We start from the raw sequence: 16,729 nt of genomic DNA on the forward strand, positions 1-16,729 counted from the left end.
TAATAAAATTGTTGATGGCCTGGCCTTATTATTGCGAGCGGGGGCGATATGAAGTCAAGTAAAGTGAAATCATCCATGATGAATGCCTTGTACCTCTCAGGGGTCATCGGATTTGCTGCACTTCCCGCTTTCGTACAAGCGGCGGAGAATACACCCGCGATAAAAGCGCTATTAGATCAAGCCGCCTATTGGCATGAGAAAGCGCATAATGATCTGGCGACGAGCGCGCTGCAGAAGATCTTGATGGTTGATCCTAACAACGTGGATGCACTGTATTTGATGTCGCTTTATGCCTCTGAAAACGGGAATAAAGATGAAGCGCTCGAATGGCGCAACAAATTGACGGCAGCCTCACCTCAAGACCCACGCTTGCAATCACTGGATAATGCCAAAGTCATGCAGTCTATTTCGCCGAGCCAATTAGCGACTGCACGCCAATTTGCCAGTCAGGGGAATATTCCTAAGGCGATTGAAAGCTATCAGAATGTCTTTAACGGTAATAAGCCGTTGGATAATTTGGCTGTCGAATACTATTTAACCATGGCGGGCGATCCGACTACTTTGCCAATGGCTATTTCGGGCTTACAGCAGCGAGTAGCGCAACTCCCCAATGATACTGCTGCGCGCGTGGCGCTGGGGAAGGCATTGACCTACCAGCAAGCAACACGCCGTGATGGTATCGCGATGCTCGAGAGCATGGCGGCAAGTAACCGTGAGGCTGATGCCGCATTGCGCCAAGCATTGCTTTGGATAACACCACAACCTGCCGATGAAAGATTGTATCAGGCTTATCAGCAGCGCCATCCTGATGATCAGGTTTTGGCTGATTATTATAAGAAAAACATTGGTGGGGCAGCGAAAGGTCAAGGCTATAGCCAACTGAATAGCGGCGATTTAGCCAGTGCAAAAACCCAGTTCGAATCTGTTTTGGCGATCAACCCTAACGATGGTGATGCACTGGCGGGCTTAGGCTTTATTGCATTACGCAGTGGGGATTTTGCCAATGCAGAAAACTACTTAAATCAGGCGGCAAAACAGGGTGGTGCTAATAGCGCACAGCTGGCCGCACAAGCGCAAGATGCGCATTTCTATGGCGAGTTGGATAAAGCCAAGAAAGCCCTAGCGAGCGGGAATATTGGTAGTGCATTAGCATTGAGCGCACCGCTTGCGCAAGCCACTGGCGATAAAGGTACCTCTGTGGCCCTGTTCCGAGCTGACTTATTACGCCGCAAAGGTGATTTAAGCGGCACAGAGCAAGCGTATCGCAATATTTTGGCGCAGAATCCGCAAAATAATGATGCAAAACTGGGTTTGTATTATGTCTTGCAGCAACAAAAGCAAGATGCACAAGCGCAGCAAGTCTTGCAAACCGTACCGAGTAACCTTCGACCAGTCGCTGCGCCCGCGGGTATTAATGTTGATCCTATTCGCCGTGAAGCGGCATTGGCCCTACAGCGCAATGACCCACAAGGTGCATTAAATCTGCTGCAACAGGCGCTGGCAAAACAGCCATCCAATATCTGGGTTCGTCTGGATATGGCAAGAATTCTGCAACAGCAGGGTAATGCCGCTCAGGCGCAAAGTTTGATGGCAGAAGCGGCTATGCCAGGTGCACCCGCAGATAACTTATATGCCGCCGCACTGTTTGCTGCCGAAAATAAGGATTGGTCCACCAGCCATAGGTTGTTGAACCAAATCCCGCCAGCTCGCCAAACCAAAGAGATCCGCGCGCTCAGTGATCGCGTCGAGTTCAATCAAAAAATGGCGACCGCAGATGCGTATCTGGCAAATGGCGATTCAGCGAATGCTGCCATTATTCTGCGTGGGCTGGCACAAAATCCCCCATCAGCCCCTTCTGATGTCGGCAATTTGGCGAAAGATTTGATGGCTGCCGGTGACAGCACGACGGCGGTGAATTTGGTGCGTAAAAATATCAGTAACGGTATTCATGGCAAAGCAGGTGATTACGCAGCACAAATTAGTGTGCTGACGCAATCGGGTTTGACGCAAGAAGCGGAAGCCTTACTGAGTAACCCCGCGATTCAAAGCAGCACTTCACCGATTGAAATCAGCCGGTTACGGATGGGAACCACCATCAATCAGGCAGATGCACTACGCGAACAGGGCCAATATGCGGCGGCGTATGACAAGTTGATCGTGGCGCTGCAAAACGACCCACAAAATATTGATTTGATGCTGGCAATGGGCCGTCTTTATCAATCCGGCAAAATGAATGATGAAGCGGGCAAAGTGTATGCTTACCTATTAAAACGTGATCCCACCAATGAAGGCGCACGCGTTGGTGCCGTTAACGTGGCATTGGCGAAGGGCGATGTGCAGAGCGCCCGCCAATTAATGTTAGGCATGCGTGGCCCGAGAACACCGGAACGGCTATTGCTGGCGGCCCGCGTGGCGGAAGCTGAAGGCGATCACGAACAGGCACTGGCCCTATTGCGTTCAGCCAAAGGGAAAATGATTGGACTGGAAGGTGCAGATAGCGTCAGTGGCGCCAACATTGCCGGCTTACAACTCGTCGATAACCCGTTCATTAACCAAACCACGCGCACTCAAGCCCGCACCGGTTCTCTCTATGGTGCCGTGTTACCGTGGCAAAATGCCGCCGGTGATGGCGTCGTGGCTGGTGGAGTCAATAATCTCGCGGCGACAGCCAGCGTGGCGCAAAGCGGCACGCTGAAACAAGTCGATCAGATGATGGACAGCTTGCAGGATAAAACTGCCAGTTGGGCGCAGGGCAATATCAGTATTCGTAGCCGCGATGGTGAATCGGGGCTAAGTGAATTGACCGAGGCAAAAGCGCCGTTAACCTTTGCCGGTGTGCCGTTTGATACCTCGCGCTTAAGCTTTACCGTGACCCCTGTTTCGCTTAATGCCGGTTCAACCTCCGGCACGGGCAGTAATCGTTTTGGTACTGGGGCGTTGCAACAAGGGTTGGAAGTTAAAAATGCCACTGAGGCATCAGCGCTGGCAGCGACAACTTCAGCAGCAGCACTGGCAGCGGCGACGACAGCTCAGTTACAAGCCCAAACCGACAGAGAAACGGCTTGTCAGGGAACTGGATCGGCAACCCAAGCATGTACCGATGCCAGATTGGCAGAAAACGATGCTAATACCGCTAAACAGTTGGCTGCCAATAATTTGATCACCGCTCAAACCTTTAGCCCAAATGACTTTACCGCTGACTCGCCAGGATCGCAGCAGGAATCTGGCGTTGAATTAGCACTGGCGCTGGCCGGTGAAGACTATAAAGCGGACATCGGCACCACGCCGTTGGGGCAAGATATGAGCTCCCTGATTGGTGGCTTACAGTGGGCACCGAAACTGGGGCAATTCGCCAGATTAGCCATGACGGCAGAACGCCGTCCAGTGATCGACAGCTTGCTGTCTTATGTGGGTGCGACAGACAGAATTAGTGGCCAAAAATGGGGGGCAGTCACTAAAAATGGCGGCGGGTTAAACCTCAGCTATGATGATGGCGATGCGGGTCTTTACGCGGGCGTCAATTATTACAGTTATCTCGGGGACAATGTTAAGAGCAACAACGCTATTACGTCCTCAGTCGGCGCTTATATTCGCCCTTATCGCTATGACGATCGCGAATTAAAAACGGGCGTAAACATCAGCTACATGAACTTCTCCAAAAACCTCAGCTACTTCAGCTTTGGTCAGGGGGGCTATTTCAGCCCACAAGATTATGTCAGCGTCTCTTTCCCTGTGGAATATAGCCAGCATTATGGTAACTGGAATTATAAATTGGGCGGTGCTGTGGGGTATCAATCCTATTCTCAAGATGAGAGTAAATACTTCCCCAATAATCCAGCACTGCAAGCGCAACTTGAGCAATATGTGCGCGATGGTTATAGCACAGAATCCAGTTACGCGGCGCAAAGCAAAAATGGCATTGGGTATAACTTCAAAGCGGATGGCAGTTATAACTTACAGAAAAATATGCAGATTGGGGGGCAAGTTGGCTACGATACTTTTGGTGACTACTCCGAAACCACTGCATTAATTTATTTCAGATACTTGTTGGATGGGAAATAACCATGCAAGAGAATAACGATCTTTCACAACAACTGGATTATTACCGCCAACACCAGCATCAATCAGGGTGGCAAAATGTGGTACAAGTCCTATTCTTAGGCATTCAGGCCAACGCTGAAAATGCCGATGCTCGCGCTTTTTTGCACAGCATGGGCGCGAATCTGGCGCAGCAACAACAATTGCCCCTGAGCCACACCGTGGGAGAGCTTGAAGATAATATCAACCGCTTATGGGCCAACTATCACTGGGGATTTGTGCATATCGATGCCAATGAACAAGAGATAAGATTAACGCACAGTGCATGGCCAAATACCGATAATGCTGGCGAACAAAAACAATGGAAAAGTGCCTTTGCCGCATTTTTAGCGGGTATTTATGGCACCTGGTTGAATCAACAAGGAGGTGACCCTGAAATTAATGCCCGATGGCTCGATAATGAAATCGAGGGTCCATTGGTATTCCGCTACAAACGCGGTATTTAAGGAAAATCATGCTAATCAAGAAAACAACGCGTCTTGTTTTTACTGCCTGTATGTTATTCGGTTTACTTTTTTCAACGGGTGTACAGGCACAAGACCCGGGTTGGGAGCAATTCAAAAGTCGTTTTCTTAAGCCTGATGGCCGTATTGTTGATACCGGCAACCATGATGTTAGCCATACCGAAGGCCAAGGTTTTGGCATGTTATTTGCCGTATTTAATGATGATAAGCCGACATTTGATTCATTATTGGGTTGGACAAATAAGACGCTCTACAATGAGGAAAACGGGCTATTCTCATGGCGCTATGAACCCAATGCCAAAGTAAAAGTCGCGGATAAAAATAACGCGACAGATGGTGATGTGCTTATTGCTTGGGCATTATTACTTGCCGGTGATAAATGGAAAAATAGCGACTACATTAATCAGTCGAATAAAATCCAGAGCGCCATTCTTAAACATACCGTTATTAACTTTGCTGGCTATCATATTATGTTGCCAGGCGCGAACAGCTTTAATCATACGAGCTATGTGGTTGTTAACCCATCTTATTATATCTTTCCAGCTTGGCAGGCGTTCTTCCAATATAGCCATTTGAAAATATGGCAAGACTTGAATAATGACGGGATAAAGCAGCTATCGGCGATGAAGCTCGGGAAAGTAGGACTCCCGACAGATTGGGTTTCATTGCGCTCAGACGGCAGTTTTGCTCCAGCAAATGGCTGGCCTGCTCGCTTTAGTTTTGATGCTGTGCGTATCCCACTCTATCTCAGTTGGGGAGCCAAGAATCAAAGCGCTTTATCACCCTTTACTCGCTACTGGCAAGGGTTTGCACGGTTGAAAACACCCGCTTGGGTCAATGTTGTGACGGGTGCCACTGCCGAATACTCACTCACACCCGGCATGCTGGCAATACGCGATCTGACCTTCGGTGATCTGGGCCAATTGACCACCACATTGCTGCCTGAAGAAGATTACTACTCATCTTGCTTGCGTTTACTTTCTTGGTGGGCAGCCAAACAGCAGTAAGCCAATATCCCCTTTTTAATCTGCAACATAGGCTAACGTCGATCAAATGACGTTAGCTTTTTATCTCACCGATCCCAATCTGAACACTTTTCACGCCTTTTTTCTGACTTAGATCAACATATCCCGCTTTAACTATTGATTGAGTGATTATGATTATCATTTAATTTCGCATCTATAGATTAACGGACTTACTATGAATATTGATCTGGTCCCCTATCATGCTCAACCTGGGTTACTGCCGTTCCCCAAACGCTGGGCGACAATGCCATGGCGCGACAGCCGGCCACTCCCCCCAGAGTCGCTTCAAGATAGCTGGCAGACGCTATTACAGAAGGCACTGCCTCCCAATAAGCGTTTGCTCTATTTACACATTCCCTTCTGTGCCACTCATTGCACCTTCTGCGGCTTCTACCAAAATCCTCTCCAGTCAGACAGTACCGCGCGCTATACCGATTATTTGTTACGTGAATTGAGCATGGAAGCAAATAGTCCACTGCTGCAAGGGGGCCCGATTCATGCCGTCTATTTCGGCGGAGGAACGCCCAGTGCGCTTTCCGCACAACAGTTACATTGCATCATCAGTGAGTTACGTAAAACGTTGCCACTGGCACCGGATTGCGAGATCACCGTCGAAGGCCGTATTTTCAATTTTGATGATGAACGGATCGATGCCTGCTTAGAAGCTGGCGCTAACCGTTTCTCTGTGGGTGTACAAACCTTCAATACCCGTATTCGCCAGCGCATGGGCCGTAAGGCTGATCGCGATCAGGCGATCTGTTTTCTCACTAATTTGGCAAACCGTGATCGCGCCGCCGTCGTGTGTGATCTAATGTTTGGCCTCCCCCATCAAACCCCTGAAACTTGGCATGAAGATTTAGCTATCGTGCGCCAATTGCCGCTCGATGGTGTCGATCTGTATGCCTTGAATCTGCTACCGACCACACCATTGGCAAAATCGGTGGAAAATAATCGCATCGAGTTACCGACACTGGCACAGCAGTGTGACTTTTACTGTAGCGGTGCTGATAGCCTCGCACAGGCGGGTTGGCATCAACTGAGCAACAGCCATTGGGCGCGTACCACCCGTGAACGCAATCTGTACAATCTGTTGATCAAGCAAGGAGCAGATTGCCTTGCGCTTGGTAGCGGTGCCGGTGGTTCTCTGCAAGGGCATGCGTACATGCAGCACCGTAGTCTGGATAACTACTATCGATTAATCGATAGCGGACAAAAACCATTGATGATGATGACGCAAGCCAGCGGTGAGCATCCGTGGCGTGCCAAATTACAAAGTGGCATTGAAATTGGCCGTTTAGATCTGAGCGAACTTGTGGCTAACCCTTACCCGTTAATGCCATTGGTCGCACAGTGGCATCAAAACAACCTGCTGAAAGACAATAGCTTCTGCTTGCGACTGACGGACAGCGGCCGTTTTTGGGCCAGTAATATGATGCAGGCATTGCAACAACTTATCCCTTCACTTATCACTACGGAAAATCACTCATGAGCAAATCATCTCTACCACTCGCAGAATTCCTCGCCACTCAGCCAGACGGCACGCTGGAGCAAATCGCGCAGGATTATCAGATCAGCCCGCTTGAAGTGGTGCGCGCGTTACCTGAACGGGTGTTGGTTGATGCCGACCAATTTGACCGCGTATGGGACAGCATGACCGAATGGGGTGATGTCACTACCTTAGTCCATACCGCCGATATTATTTTGGAGCACAAAGGCCCCTTACCTAGTGGTTTTCATCGTCACGGCTATTTTAATCTGCGGGAAAAACAGGGGCTTAGTGGTCATCTGCGGGCGCAAAACTGCCAAGCTATCGCGTTGTTGGAACGCCCATTTATGGGGATGGCAACTGCATCAGTGCAATTCTTTAACCAGCAAGGTGATGTGATGCTGAAAGTGTACGTTGGCCGCGATGAGCATCGCCAACTGCGCGCAGAGGGTCTTGCCGCCTTCCACCAATTGGCTCAACAGCTCACGGCTGAAACGACTGAGGAAGTACCATGAAGCCTTGGTTGATCTTTGGCGCAGGCCATGGTGTAGGCGCACACCTGCTTTCCTTGGCAAATCAACATGCCACTGCCGCACCGAATCCCCGTTCAGTCACGTTATTGATCCGCAATCCACAACAAGCAGAAACGCTACGCAGCCAAGGTCTGACGGTGGTATGTGGTGATGCCTGCGATCCGGCCAGTGTACTCGAAGCCTGTCAGTTAGCGGGGCCTGAAGCCGCAATCATCTCAACGCTAGGCAGCCGTAGCGCCGATTATCAGGGCAACCGATTGATCATTGATACTGCCGAGAAAACAGGGATTAAGCGCATGCTTTTGGTGACGTCCATTGGTTGCGGTGATAGCTGGCCAACGCTATCCCCCGCCGCCCGTGCTGCTTTTGGTCAGGCGGTACGCGAAAAATCACTGGCAGAGAGTTGGTTGCAGACCAGTGGACTGATTTATACCTTGGTCCGACCCGGTGGCCTAATAGACCAACCCGCTACCGACAATGCTGTTTGCTTACAAGCGGAGGCTCATGGCTTAGTAACCCGTGAAGATGTCGCACGACATTTGAGTAAAATGATAGAGGATACAGCCACCTACCATCAGATCTATGCCCTTATCGATCCAGAGTTAACAAGAAAAATAAAAATGAATTAACAATAAACATTTCTTGATGTAACATTCTTCGATAACTGATAATAGTTATCATATCGATATAGATTATCATTACCCTATTGATCATATGGACAAGAAGTTGACTAAAGCGCCAATGTTGAATGATGAATCTGCTGTCGAGCAACCGACGGTAAGCAAACCCCTGTCTGTCACTAGTATGCAATTACTGGGGGAGCACGGCGTCGCTTTTATCATCCATCAGGGTGAAAGTTATCAATTACGCCAAACCAAATCTGGGAAATTGATACTGACTAAATAGTGCTTACTTAATCATAAAATGCCAAACGTCATTGATGTTACAGCAGAAATCCTGCTGAGGGACACAATCACGCAAAGCACCATGCAAGCCACCCAGATTCTCGAGTCAAGGCAGCCAGCATCTATCTATTTATTTGTTTTGCATATGAATATTTGCATAAAAATATGGAGAATTGCCGACATGCCTCGTTCCACGTCCGACCGTTTCCGCTGGTCCCCACTCACTTTGGCCATCGCTTGTACATTGCCTTTAGCTGCGCAAGCTGCTGATACCGTAGCAGTTAATACGACATCATCGGTTAACACGACCGAAACCACCTCACCAACCAGCAACAAAAAACACAGCACCGATACCATGGTGGTGACAGCAACCGGTAATGAGCGTAGCAGCTTTGAAGCACCGATGATGGTCACGGTCGTTGAAGCCAACACGCCGACTAGCGAAACGGCCACCAGCGCCGCCGATATGCTGCGCAACATTCCGGGACTGACTGTGACCGGTAGCGGGCGTGTTAATGGTCAGGATGTGACACTGCGTGGTTATGGTAAAAATGGCGTATTAACGCTGGTTGATGGCATTCGCCAAGGCACCGATACGGGTCATTTGAACTCAACATTCCTCGATCCCGCGTTGGTGAAGCGTATTGAAGTGGTACGTGGCCCGTCCGCGCTGCTGTACGGCAGTGGTGCATTGGGTGGCGTTATCGCTTATGAAACTGTTGATGCTGCCGATCTGCTATTCCCTGGTCAAAACTCCGGCTACCGTGTTTTCAGTTCTGCCGCCACCGGTGATCATAGCTTTGGGTTGGGTGCGAGCGCCTTTGGCCGCACCGATGACGTAGACGGGGTTCTCTCTTTCGGGACGCGCGATATTGGCAACATCCGTCAAAGCGACGGCTTTAATGCACCGAACGATGAAACCATCAGTAATGTGCTGGCGAAAGGTACTTGGCGTATTGACCAAGCTCAGTCATTGAGCGCCAATCTACGCTATTACAACAACAACGCCATTGAACCCAAAAACCCGCAAACCAGTGCCGTATCCAGCGGTAACGTCCTGACAAATCGCTCGACAATTCAGCGTGATGCCCAGCTTAGCTATAACATTAAGCCCCTTGACCAAGAGTGGCTGAATGCGACCGCACGCGTTTACTATTCCGAAGTCGAAATCAATGCTCGCCCACAAGGCTCAGCGGAAGAAGGCCGTAAACAGACCACCGAAGGTGCAAAGCTGGAAAACCGCACTCGTCTGTTCACCGATAGTTTTGCATCACACCTGCTGACTTACGGCACCGAAGCTTACAAACAAGAGCAAACCCCAGGTGGCGCGACCGAAAGCTTCCCACAAGCGGATATCCGTTTTGGCTCTGGCTGGTTGCAAGATGAAATAACATTGCGTGACCTACCAGTGTCTTTCTTGGCGGGGACTCGCTATGACAACTACAGCGGCAGCAGCAAAGGCTACGCCGATGTCGATGCCGACAAATGGTCATCACGCGGTGCTGTCAGCATCACGCCAACCGACTGGCTGATGCTGTTCGGTTCCTATGCACAAGCATTCCGTGCGCCAACCATGGGTGAGATGTATAACGACTCGAAACATTTCTCGATCCCAATACGCCCGGGAATGACAATCACCAACTTCTGGGTACCCAATCCTAATCTGAAACCGGAAACCAACGAAACACAGGAATACGGTTTTGGTCTGCGCTTTAATGATCTGTTGATGGCTGAAGATGATCTGCAATTCAAAGCCAGCTACTTCGATACCAACGCAAAAGATTACATCGATACGAAGGTGAACATGACTGCCATGACCACCACCTCTGTGAATATCGATCGGGCAAAAATCTGGGGTTGGGATGCCACAATGAGCTACAAAACGGCACTCTTTAACTGGGATCTGGCCTATAACCGTACTCGCGGTAAAAACCAAAGCACCGACAAATGGCTGGACTCCATCAATCCTGACACCGTGACCAGTGTCTTGGATGTCCCTGTTGCCAACAGTGGCTTCGCGGTGGGCTGGATTGGTACCTTTGCTCAACGTTCTAAGCCGTTAACCTCTACCGGTAAAAGCCAAGCGGGTTATGGCATTAATGACTTCTATGTCAGCTATAAAGGCCAAGAGCAGTTGAAAGGTGTGACCACTACCGTGGTATTAGGTAACGCCTTCGATAAAGAGTACTACGCACCACAAGGCGTGCCACAAGATGGCCGCAATGCAAAACTTTTCGTGAGCTATCAGTGGTAACTCATTGAGACAAAAAATAGTCTGAAAAATAACCCGACGCACCCAAACGTCATAACGTCGGGTTATTATTTAACGCTGTCACCTGCATATAAAAAATCAATAGAAAGAGGAAGTTATAATGAGCCAATCAATATATGAACAATACTTACAAGCCAAATCTGATAATCCGGGCAAATACGCACGCGATTTAGCCACATTGATGGGTATTTCCGAAGCCGAACTGACTCATAGCCGTGTTGGGCATGATGCAAAGCGTTTACAGGCAGATGCCCGCACTTTGCTAGCCGCATTGGAAGCTGTCGGTGAAGTCAAAGCTATTACCCGCAATACCTATGCCGTACACGAACAATTGGGTCGTTATGAGAATCAGCATCTGAACGGCCATGCTGGCTTGATCCTCAATCCACGTGATTTGGATCTGCGTCTGTTCCTCAACCAATGGGCCACCGCTTTCACCCTGACGGAAGAAACGCGTCACGGTGTCCGCCACAGTATCCAGTTCTTTGATCATCAAGGTGATGCATTACATAAAGTGTATGTCACTGACCAAACTGATATGCCAGCGTGGGAAGCCTTACTGGCGAAGTTCGTCAGCGCTGAAAACCCAGCATTGCAGTTAGAGCCGGCGAGTGCACCTGAAGTGACCGAACCGACTGCCGATGATGCCACCGTGGATGCCGAATGGCGCGCCATGACCGATGTGCATCAGTTCTTCCAGTTGCTCAAACGCAATAACCTGACGCGCCAGCAAGCCTTCCGCGCCGTGGGTGATGATTTAGCCTACCGTGTTGACAACAGCTCACTGACACAGCTGCTCAATATTGCCTTGCAAGATCAAAACGAAATCATGATTTTTGTCGGCAACCGTGGTTGCGTGCAAATTTTCACCGGTTTGATTGAGAAAGTGACCCCGCATCAAGAGTGGATTAACGTGTTCAACAAACGCTTTACGCTGCACTTGATTGAAACGGCCATTGCCGAAAGCTGGATCACCCGCAAACCGACCAAAGACGGTTTTGTCACTAGCTTGGAACTGTTTGCCGAAGACGGTACACAACTTGCTCAACTTTACGGTCAGCGTACAGAAGGGCAGCCGGAACAAAATCAATGGCGTGAGCAAATTTCTCGCCTGATCAATAAGGATATCGCCGCATGAGACTAAGGTTGCTGTCACTCCCTTTCATTCTGTCGCTGAGCGCCTGTCTGTTGCCGCTAACAACTTTAGCAGCAAGTCCGTCGGCCGCAGAACGTATTGTCACCATTGGTGGTGATGTAACAGAAATCGCCTATGCACTGGGTGCCGGTGACGAGATTGTGGCCCGTGACAGTACCAGTCTACAACCTCAGGCAGTGCAAAAGCTGCCTGATGTGGGTTACATGCGCATGCTCAATGCCGAAGGGATTTTGGCAATGAAGCCAACCATGCTGTTGGTTAGCGAACTGGCTCAGCCCTCTCTGGTGCTGAAACAGGTTGCAGATAGCGGCGTGAATGTGGTCACTATTCCGGGCCAAACCACGCCAGAAAGTGTCACGGCGAAGATTAACGCGGTCGCCACCGCGCTTAATCAGCCGGAACAAGGGCAGAAACTGATTACGGACTATCAGCAACGTTTGGCGGCAGTAAACAGCACGCCACTGCCCGTTAAAGTACTGTTTGTCATGAGTCACGGTGGCCTAACACCGATGGCAGCCGGTCAGAATACCGCAGCAGATGCCATGATCCGCGCCGCCGGTGGTAGCAATGCCATGCAAGGTTTTAGCCGCTATCGTCCATTGTCTCAGGAAGGTGTTATCGCCAGTGCCCCAGACCTATTGTTGATCACCAGTGATGGCGTAAGAGCCTTGGGGGGCAGTGAAGGTATCTGGAAATTACCCGGTATGGCGCTAACGCCAGCTGGTAAAAACAAACGTTTGTTAGTTGTTGATGATATGGCACTACTGGGCTTTGGTCTGGAAACGCCGCAAGTACTGGCGCAACTGCGCAAAGGCATGGAACAAGCACAATGAATTGCCGTGTCCATCCGCGTCTGATGCTTAGCATCTTGCTGATGATTTTGATTATTTTAGCGCTCGGTTCAGCGAATATGGGAGCCTTAACGCTCTCATTTCGCACCTTGTGGCATGCCTCACTCGATGATGCCATGTGGCATATCTGGTTGAATATTCGCTTACCCCGCGTGCTGCTAGCCGTTGTAGTTGGCTGCGCGCTGGCGGTTTCTGGCGCGATCATGCAGGGGCTATTTCGTAACCCACTAGCCGACCCCGGTTTATTAGGGATCAGCAGCGGAGCCGCGCTCTGTGTGGGTATCATCATCATCATGCCTTTCAGCTTGCCACCCCTACTGGCGCTTTACAGCCATATGGTGGGGGCCTTTATCGGCAGTCTGGCCATTTCTATCGTCATCTTTACCCTCAGCCGTTGGGGGCATGGCAATTTATCCCGCCTGCTGTTAGCGGGCATTGCCATCAACGCCTTATGCGGCGCTGCCGTTGGGGTGCTGACTTACATCAGCGATGACCAGCAGTTACGCCAATTCTCCCTCTGGAGCATGGGCAGTTTGGGTCAAGCACAGTGGTCAACATTGATGGTAGCAACCTCGCTGATCCTGCCCGCCTGTGTACTAGGATTAATGCAGGCGCGTCAGTTGAATCTATTGCAGCTAGGGGATGAAGAAGCTCACTATCTTGGGGTGAATGTACGGCAAGCCAAACTACGGCTGTTGCTGCTCAGCGCCATTCTGATTGGGGCCGCAGTCGCTGTCAGTGGTGTTATCGGCTTTATTGGTTTGGTGGTGCCGCATCTTATCCGTATGCGTATTGGCGCTGATCATCGTTGGTTACTGCCCGGTTCTGCATTGGGTGGGGCTTGTTTGTTACTGACGGCGGATACATTGGCTCGAACCCTAGTCGCACCGGCTGAAATGCCCGTCGGGCTGATCACCAGCCTGTTGGGTGGCCCCTACTTTCTATGGCTGATTTTACGTCAGCGGGAGCAACGCAGTGGTTGATATCGTTGGGGCAACGCTGGATGCAGCAGGGGCTAATGTCGCTGGGATGAATGAGACTCAAGCTAATACCTTTGGGGCTGATATGCCGATAACACCTGCGCCGTTATTGACGGCAAATCATCTCTCCTATCATGTTCAAGGGCAGCGGCTGATTCATGATGTCTCACTGCAAATCGCCAGCGGTGAAATGGTAGCCATTATCGGACCCAATGGCGCAGGGAAATCTACCCTATTGCGGTTGCTAACCGGTTACCTTGCTCCTTCTGATGGCGAATGTCAGTTACTAGGGAAAAACCTAAGCAGCTGGCAACCACAAGCATTGGCTCGAACCCGTGCGGTGATGCGCCAATACAGTGATTTAGCGTTCCCCTTCAGTGTCAGTGAAGTCATTCAGATGGGCCGCGCCCCTTATGGCAAGGCACAGAATGATCAAGCGCTGCAAGAGGTCATGGCGCAAACGGACTGTCTGGCGCTGGCTCAACGTGACTACCGAGCATTATCGGGTGGCGAGCAGCAACGTGTTCAGTTAGCCCGTGTGTTAGCACAGCTGTGGCAACCAGAACCGTCGCCGCGCTGGTTGTTTCTGGATGAACCCACATCTGCGCTGGATTTATATCATCAGCAGCATACGCTGCGCTTGCTACGCCAGTTGACCAATCAAGAGCCGCTAGCCGTTTGTTGCGTGCTCCATGACTTGAACCTAGCGGCATTGTACGCAGACCGCATTTTACTGTTGGCGAAGGGCGAGTTGGTCGCCTGTGGTACACCGGAAGAAGTGCTTAACGCTGAAACATTGACTCGGTGGTATCAGGCAGATCTGGGGATTTCACGCCATCCAGAGACAGCCCTACCGCAAATATATCTGCGCCAATAGACTGGGCCGCATCCAATAAATTGCTTTTCGCTTCAAATTGCCCCGATGACAAGCCAGAGATTGATAGTAGATCCGCGACTCAATGCCAAGGGGTGAGAACAGGTAGAAGAGTAAAGCGTCCGCGCCAAGGATGGCGCGGCTCGAGCCTCCAAGGATGGATTCACGGCGTCTTTACGATCTACCTGTTCTCGCCACCGCAGTTCGTCAGCACCCCATCAAGCTATGACTGATTTTGCATTTCAGTCACTTTAGGTTCATCTTCCGCCATTAATTCATAAATCGTCTTGCCGACTTTCTGTACTGCCCGCTCAATCTCTGCCGTCATCGGCTTGCTGTAACTCAACCGCAGGCAGTTACGATATTTTCCTGAAGCAGAACTGATCGACCCTGCCGAGACTTGCACGCCCAGCGGTAACAAACAGCGGTTAAGGCGCAAGCTATCAAAACCATGAGGCAGCTCGACCCATAACATAAAGCTCCCCTCCGGCCTGCTCAGACAGGTGTTGGGCGGAAAATACTTCATCACCCAACCGGTCATAATGTCACGGTTACGTTGATATTGTCGGCGCATGCGGCGCAAGTGCTGCATGTAATGCCCCTGCTTGATAAATTCCGCCATCGCCAATTGCGGCAGTGAAGCCACCCGCCCAGCAGAGATATATTTCATGTGAAGCGCTTTATCTAAATAGCGGCCCGGTGAAATCCAGCCAATACGTAAACCGGGTGCCACCGTCTTCGAAAAGGAGCTACACAGCAATACTCGCCCGTCATCATCGAATGAGGCAATAGTCGGCGGGCGCGGGTATTGATAAGCCAATGCGCCATACACATCGTCTTCAATAATGGCGATATCATAGCGCTGCGCTAACGTCAGCAATGCTTTTTTACGCTCAACTGGCATGGTGTAGCCCAGCGGGTTATTGCAGGTTGGTGTGAGCTGAATTGCCTTAATCGGCCATTGATCTAGCGCCATTTCTAAGGCTTCCAGACTGATACCAATAACCGGATCGGTTGGGATCTCAATCACCTTCATGCCCATCCCTTTCAGGGTCTGCATCGCACCATGAAAGCTGGGGGAGTCTACCGCAACAATGTCTCCTGGCTGGCAAACCGCCCCTAATGCTACCGAAAGCGCACCATGGCACCCCGAGGTGATGATAATGTTCTCCGCTGATTGATGGTTGCCGCTATCAAGCATCAGCCGAGCGATTTGCTCACGTAATACCAGCGAACCGTAAATATTGTCGTATTCCAGAATTTCTTCGCGTTGATGAAGGCTCACTCGGCTCAATAGGCGAGTGAGTATTTTTAACCCCGGCCCAGAAAGATCAGGCGAACCAATCCCCAAATGAATGACATTCTCTTGGTCGCCGCGCGTTAAAAATGCCAGCACATTTTCCCATTGAGAGATTTCTACTGGTCGCTGTGCGTGACTGCATGTCGCAGGTAATGAAGGGAGATTCGAACTGCAACGCACAAAGTAGCCTGACTTGGCACGCGCTTCAATGAGCATGCACTCTTCGAGTTGCCGATAAGCCTGCTGCACTGTACTGATACTGACTCCATGCTCTTCGCTCAGCACTCTGACAGAAGGAAGCCGCTCCCCTGCCGCATATAGCCCTTCTTTAATCCGCTGACTCAGAATGTCAGCCAGTTGTTGGTAACGCGTCATGGAGTTCACCTGATAATTGATTAAGGACCAGTACAGATGGCTTAAATTTACACCATTCAGATTATATAGCCCGCATCTGTATTAAAATAATACTCTTATTTTGCATCTGTAATGTTTTCCGCCAAAGTTTCATGCTAGTGACTCACCTACTGACGGGGAGTCAATAATGAATAATATAATTGAAGATCAAATAGATGAATGCTGCTCGTCGGCGATGCGAGCAAAACAAAGCCGCCGCAATATTTTCATTCGCTTATGGCTGAAAGCATACAGATATACCTGTCGCTGGAATGAACTGCGCAAAACGGCCAATACCATGGCGCGTTTGAATCCCGCTCAGTTAAAGGATATTGGCTTAACACGGGAAGATATCAAGCGAGACTACAGCCGCCCATTTTGGCGCTGATGTG

At 50.2% G+C, this 16,729-nt stretch carries 14 protein-coding genes; 13 read left to right on the top strand and 1 reads right to left on the bottom strand.

Annotated features, from left to right (window positions below; translation table 11 throughout):
- Positions 1–48: 48 nt before the first annotated feature.
- From DA391_RS20690 to DA391_RS20745, 12 genes are all read left to right on the top strand, one after another.
- A complete protein-coding gene (locus tag DA391_RS20690; RefSeq protein WP_167398189.1) occupies positions 49–4,062 on the top strand; it encodes a cellulose biosynthesis protein BcsC in 4,014 nt (1,337 codons plus the stop codon).
- A 2-nt stretch (positions 4,063–4,064) separates the two neighbouring features.
- Complete coding sequence (gene bcsD / locus DA391_RS20695; protein WP_050080963.1) at positions 4,065–4,544, top strand: cellulose biosynthesis protein BcsD; 480 nt, start codon at positions 4,065–4,067, stop codon at positions 4,542–4,544.
- Positions 4,545–4,552: 8 nt separating this feature from the next.
- Positions 4,553–5,569 carry a glycosyl hydrolase family 8 gene (locus DA391_RS20700; protein WP_050080964.1) on the top strand — a complete coding sequence of 339 codons (1,017 nt, stop codon included), beginning with the start codon at positions 4,553–4,555 and terminating at the stop codon, positions 5,567–5,569.
- A gap of 193 nt (positions 5,570–5,762) precedes the next feature.
- Positions 5,763–7,076, top strand: a complete 1,314-nt coding sequence (gene hutW / locus DA391_RS20705) for a heme anaerobic degradation radical SAM methyltransferase ChuW/HutW (RefSeq protein ID WP_050080965.1) — start codon at positions 5,763–5,765, stop codon at positions 7,074–7,076.
- Positions 7,073–7,588, top strand: coding sequence for a heme utilization cystosolic carrier protein HutX (gene hutX / locus DA391_RS20710; RefSeq protein ID WP_050080966.1), 516 nt, complete (start codon positions 7,073–7,075; stop codon positions 7,586–7,588). Before hutW ends, hutX begins: the two co-directional genes overlap by 4 nt.
- Positions 7,585–8,235: an SDR family oxidoreductase gene (locus DA391_RS20715; RefSeq protein ID WP_050080967.1), complete on the top strand. Its 651-nt coding sequence runs from the start codon at positions 7,585–7,587 to the stop codon at positions 8,233–8,235. The genes hutX and DA391_RS20715 overlap by 4 nt, the downstream gene beginning before the upstream one ends.
- Before the next feature lie 85 nt (positions 8,236–8,320).
- A complete protein-coding gene (gene hemP / locus DA391_RS20720) occupies positions 8,321–8,512 on the top strand; it encodes a hemin uptake protein HemP (protein ID WP_050080968.1) in 192 nt (63 codons plus the stop codon).
- A 180-nt stretch (positions 8,513–8,692) separates the two neighbouring features.
- Positions 8,693–10,765: a TonB-dependent hemoglobin/transferrin/lactoferrin family receptor gene (locus tag DA391_RS20725; RefSeq protein ID WP_050874616.1), complete on the top strand. Its 2,073-nt coding sequence runs from the start codon at positions 8,693–8,695 to the stop codon at positions 10,763–10,765.
- Between the two features lie 118 nt (positions 10,766–10,883).
- Positions 10,884–11,921 (top strand): hemin-degrading factor, encoded by a 1,038-nt coding sequence (locus tag DA391_RS20730; RefSeq protein WP_050080970.1) that lies wholly within the window; start codon positions 10,884–10,886, stop codon positions 11,919–11,921.
- Positions 11,918–12,772 (top strand): heme/hemin ABC transporter substrate-binding protein, encoded by an 855-nt coding sequence (locus tag DA391_RS20735; RefSeq protein WP_050287187.1) that lies wholly within the window; start codon positions 11,918–11,920, stop codon positions 12,770–12,772. Before DA391_RS20730 ends, DA391_RS20735 begins: the two co-directional genes overlap by 4 nt.
- Entirely contained in the window at positions 12,769–13,773 is a 1,005-nt protein-coding gene (locus DA391_RS20740) for a FecCD family ABC transporter permease (RefSeq protein ID WP_019211413.1), read from the top strand. The genes DA391_RS20735 and DA391_RS20740 overlap by 4 nt, the downstream gene beginning before the upstream one ends.
- 82 nt (positions 13,774–13,855) lie before the next feature.
- Complete coding sequence (locus DA391_RS20745; protein WP_108088316.1) at positions 13,856–14,647, top strand: heme ABC transporter ATP-binding protein; 792 nt, start codon at positions 13,856–13,858, stop codon at positions 14,645–14,647.
- Positions 14,648–14,867: 220 nt separating this feature from the next.
- On the opposite strand, the gene DA391_RS20750 is transcribed toward DA391_RS20745, so the two are convergent.
- On the bottom strand, positions 14,868–16,319 hold the full coding sequence (locus tag DA391_RS20750; protein WP_050080972.1) for a PLP-dependent aminotransferase family protein: 1,452 nt from the start codon (positions 16,317–16,319) through the stop codon (positions 14,868–14,870).
- 166 nt (positions 16,320–16,485) lie between these two features.
- Here DA391_RS20750 and DA391_RS20755 point away from each other — a divergent pair, with 166 nt between their 5' ends.
- Positions 16,486–16,725, top strand: coding sequence for a DUF1127 domain-containing protein (locus DA391_RS20755; RefSeq protein WP_049605154.1), 240 nt, complete (start codon positions 16,486–16,488; stop codon positions 16,723–16,725).
- Positions 16,726–16,729: the final 4 nt, after the last annotated feature.

The organism is Yersinia massiliensis, from assembly GCF_003048255.1.
In the GTDB taxonomy this organism is placed as follows: domain Bacteria; phylum Pseudomonadota; class Gammaproteobacteria; order Enterobacterales; family Enterobacteriaceae; genus Yersinia; species Yersinia massiliensis_A.

What these genes read in the sequence shown, in the direction of transcription:
- DA391_RS20690 (WP_167398189.1), top strand. Translation starts at nt 49, where the DNA reads ATGAAGTCAAGTAAAGTGAAATCATCCATGATGAATGCCTTGTACCTC.
- bcsD (WP_050080963.1), top strand. Translation starts at nt 4,065, where the DNA reads ATGCAAGAGAATAACGATCTTTCACAACAACTGGATTATTACCGCCAA.
- DA391_RS20700 (WP_050080964.1), top strand. Translation starts at nt 4,553, where the DNA reads ATGCTAATCAAGAAAACAACGCGTCTTGTTTTTACTGCCTGTATGTTA.
- hutW (WP_050080965.1), top strand. Translation starts at nt 5,763, where the DNA reads ATGAATATTGATCTGGTCCCCTATCATGCTCAACCTGGGTTACTGCCG.
- hutX (WP_050080966.1), top strand. Translation starts at nt 7,073, where the DNA reads ATGAGCAAATCATCTCTACCACTCGCAGAATTCCTCGCCACTCAGCCA.
- DA391_RS20715 (WP_050080967.1), top strand. Translation starts at nt 7,585, where the DNA reads ATGAAGCCTTGGTTGATCTTTGGCGCAGGCCATGGTGTAGGCGCACAC.
- hemP (WP_050080968.1), top strand. Translation starts at nt 8,321, where the DNA reads ATGGACAAGAAGTTGACTAAAGCGCCAATGTTGAATGATGAATCTGCT.
- DA391_RS20725 (WP_050874616.1), top strand. Translation starts at nt 8,693, where the DNA reads ATGCCTCGTTCCACGTCCGACCGTTTCCGCTGGTCCCCACTCACTTTG.
- DA391_RS20730 (WP_050080970.1), top strand. Translation starts at nt 10,884, where the DNA reads ATGAGCCAATCAATATATGAACAATACTTACAAGCCAAATCTGATAAT.
- DA391_RS20735 (WP_050287187.1), top strand. Translation starts at nt 11,918, where the DNA reads ATGAGACTAAGGTTGCTGTCACTCCCTTTCATTCTGTCGCTGAGCGCC.
- DA391_RS20740 (WP_019211413.1), top strand. Translation starts at nt 12,769, where the DNA reads ATGAATTGCCGTGTCCATCCGCGTCTGATGCTTAGCATCTTGCTGATG.
- DA391_RS20745 (WP_108088316.1), top strand. Translation starts at nt 13,856, where the DNA reads ATGCCGATAACACCTGCGCCGTTATTGACGGCAAATCATCTCTCCTAT.
- DA391_RS20750 (WP_050080972.1), bottom strand. Translation starts at nt 16,319, where the DNA reads ATGACGCGTTACCAACAACTGGCTGACATTCTGAGTCAGCGGATTAAA.
- DA391_RS20755 (WP_049605154.1), top strand. Translation starts at nt 16,486, where the DNA reads ATGAATAATATAATTGAAGATCAAATAGATGAATGCTGCTCGTCGGCG.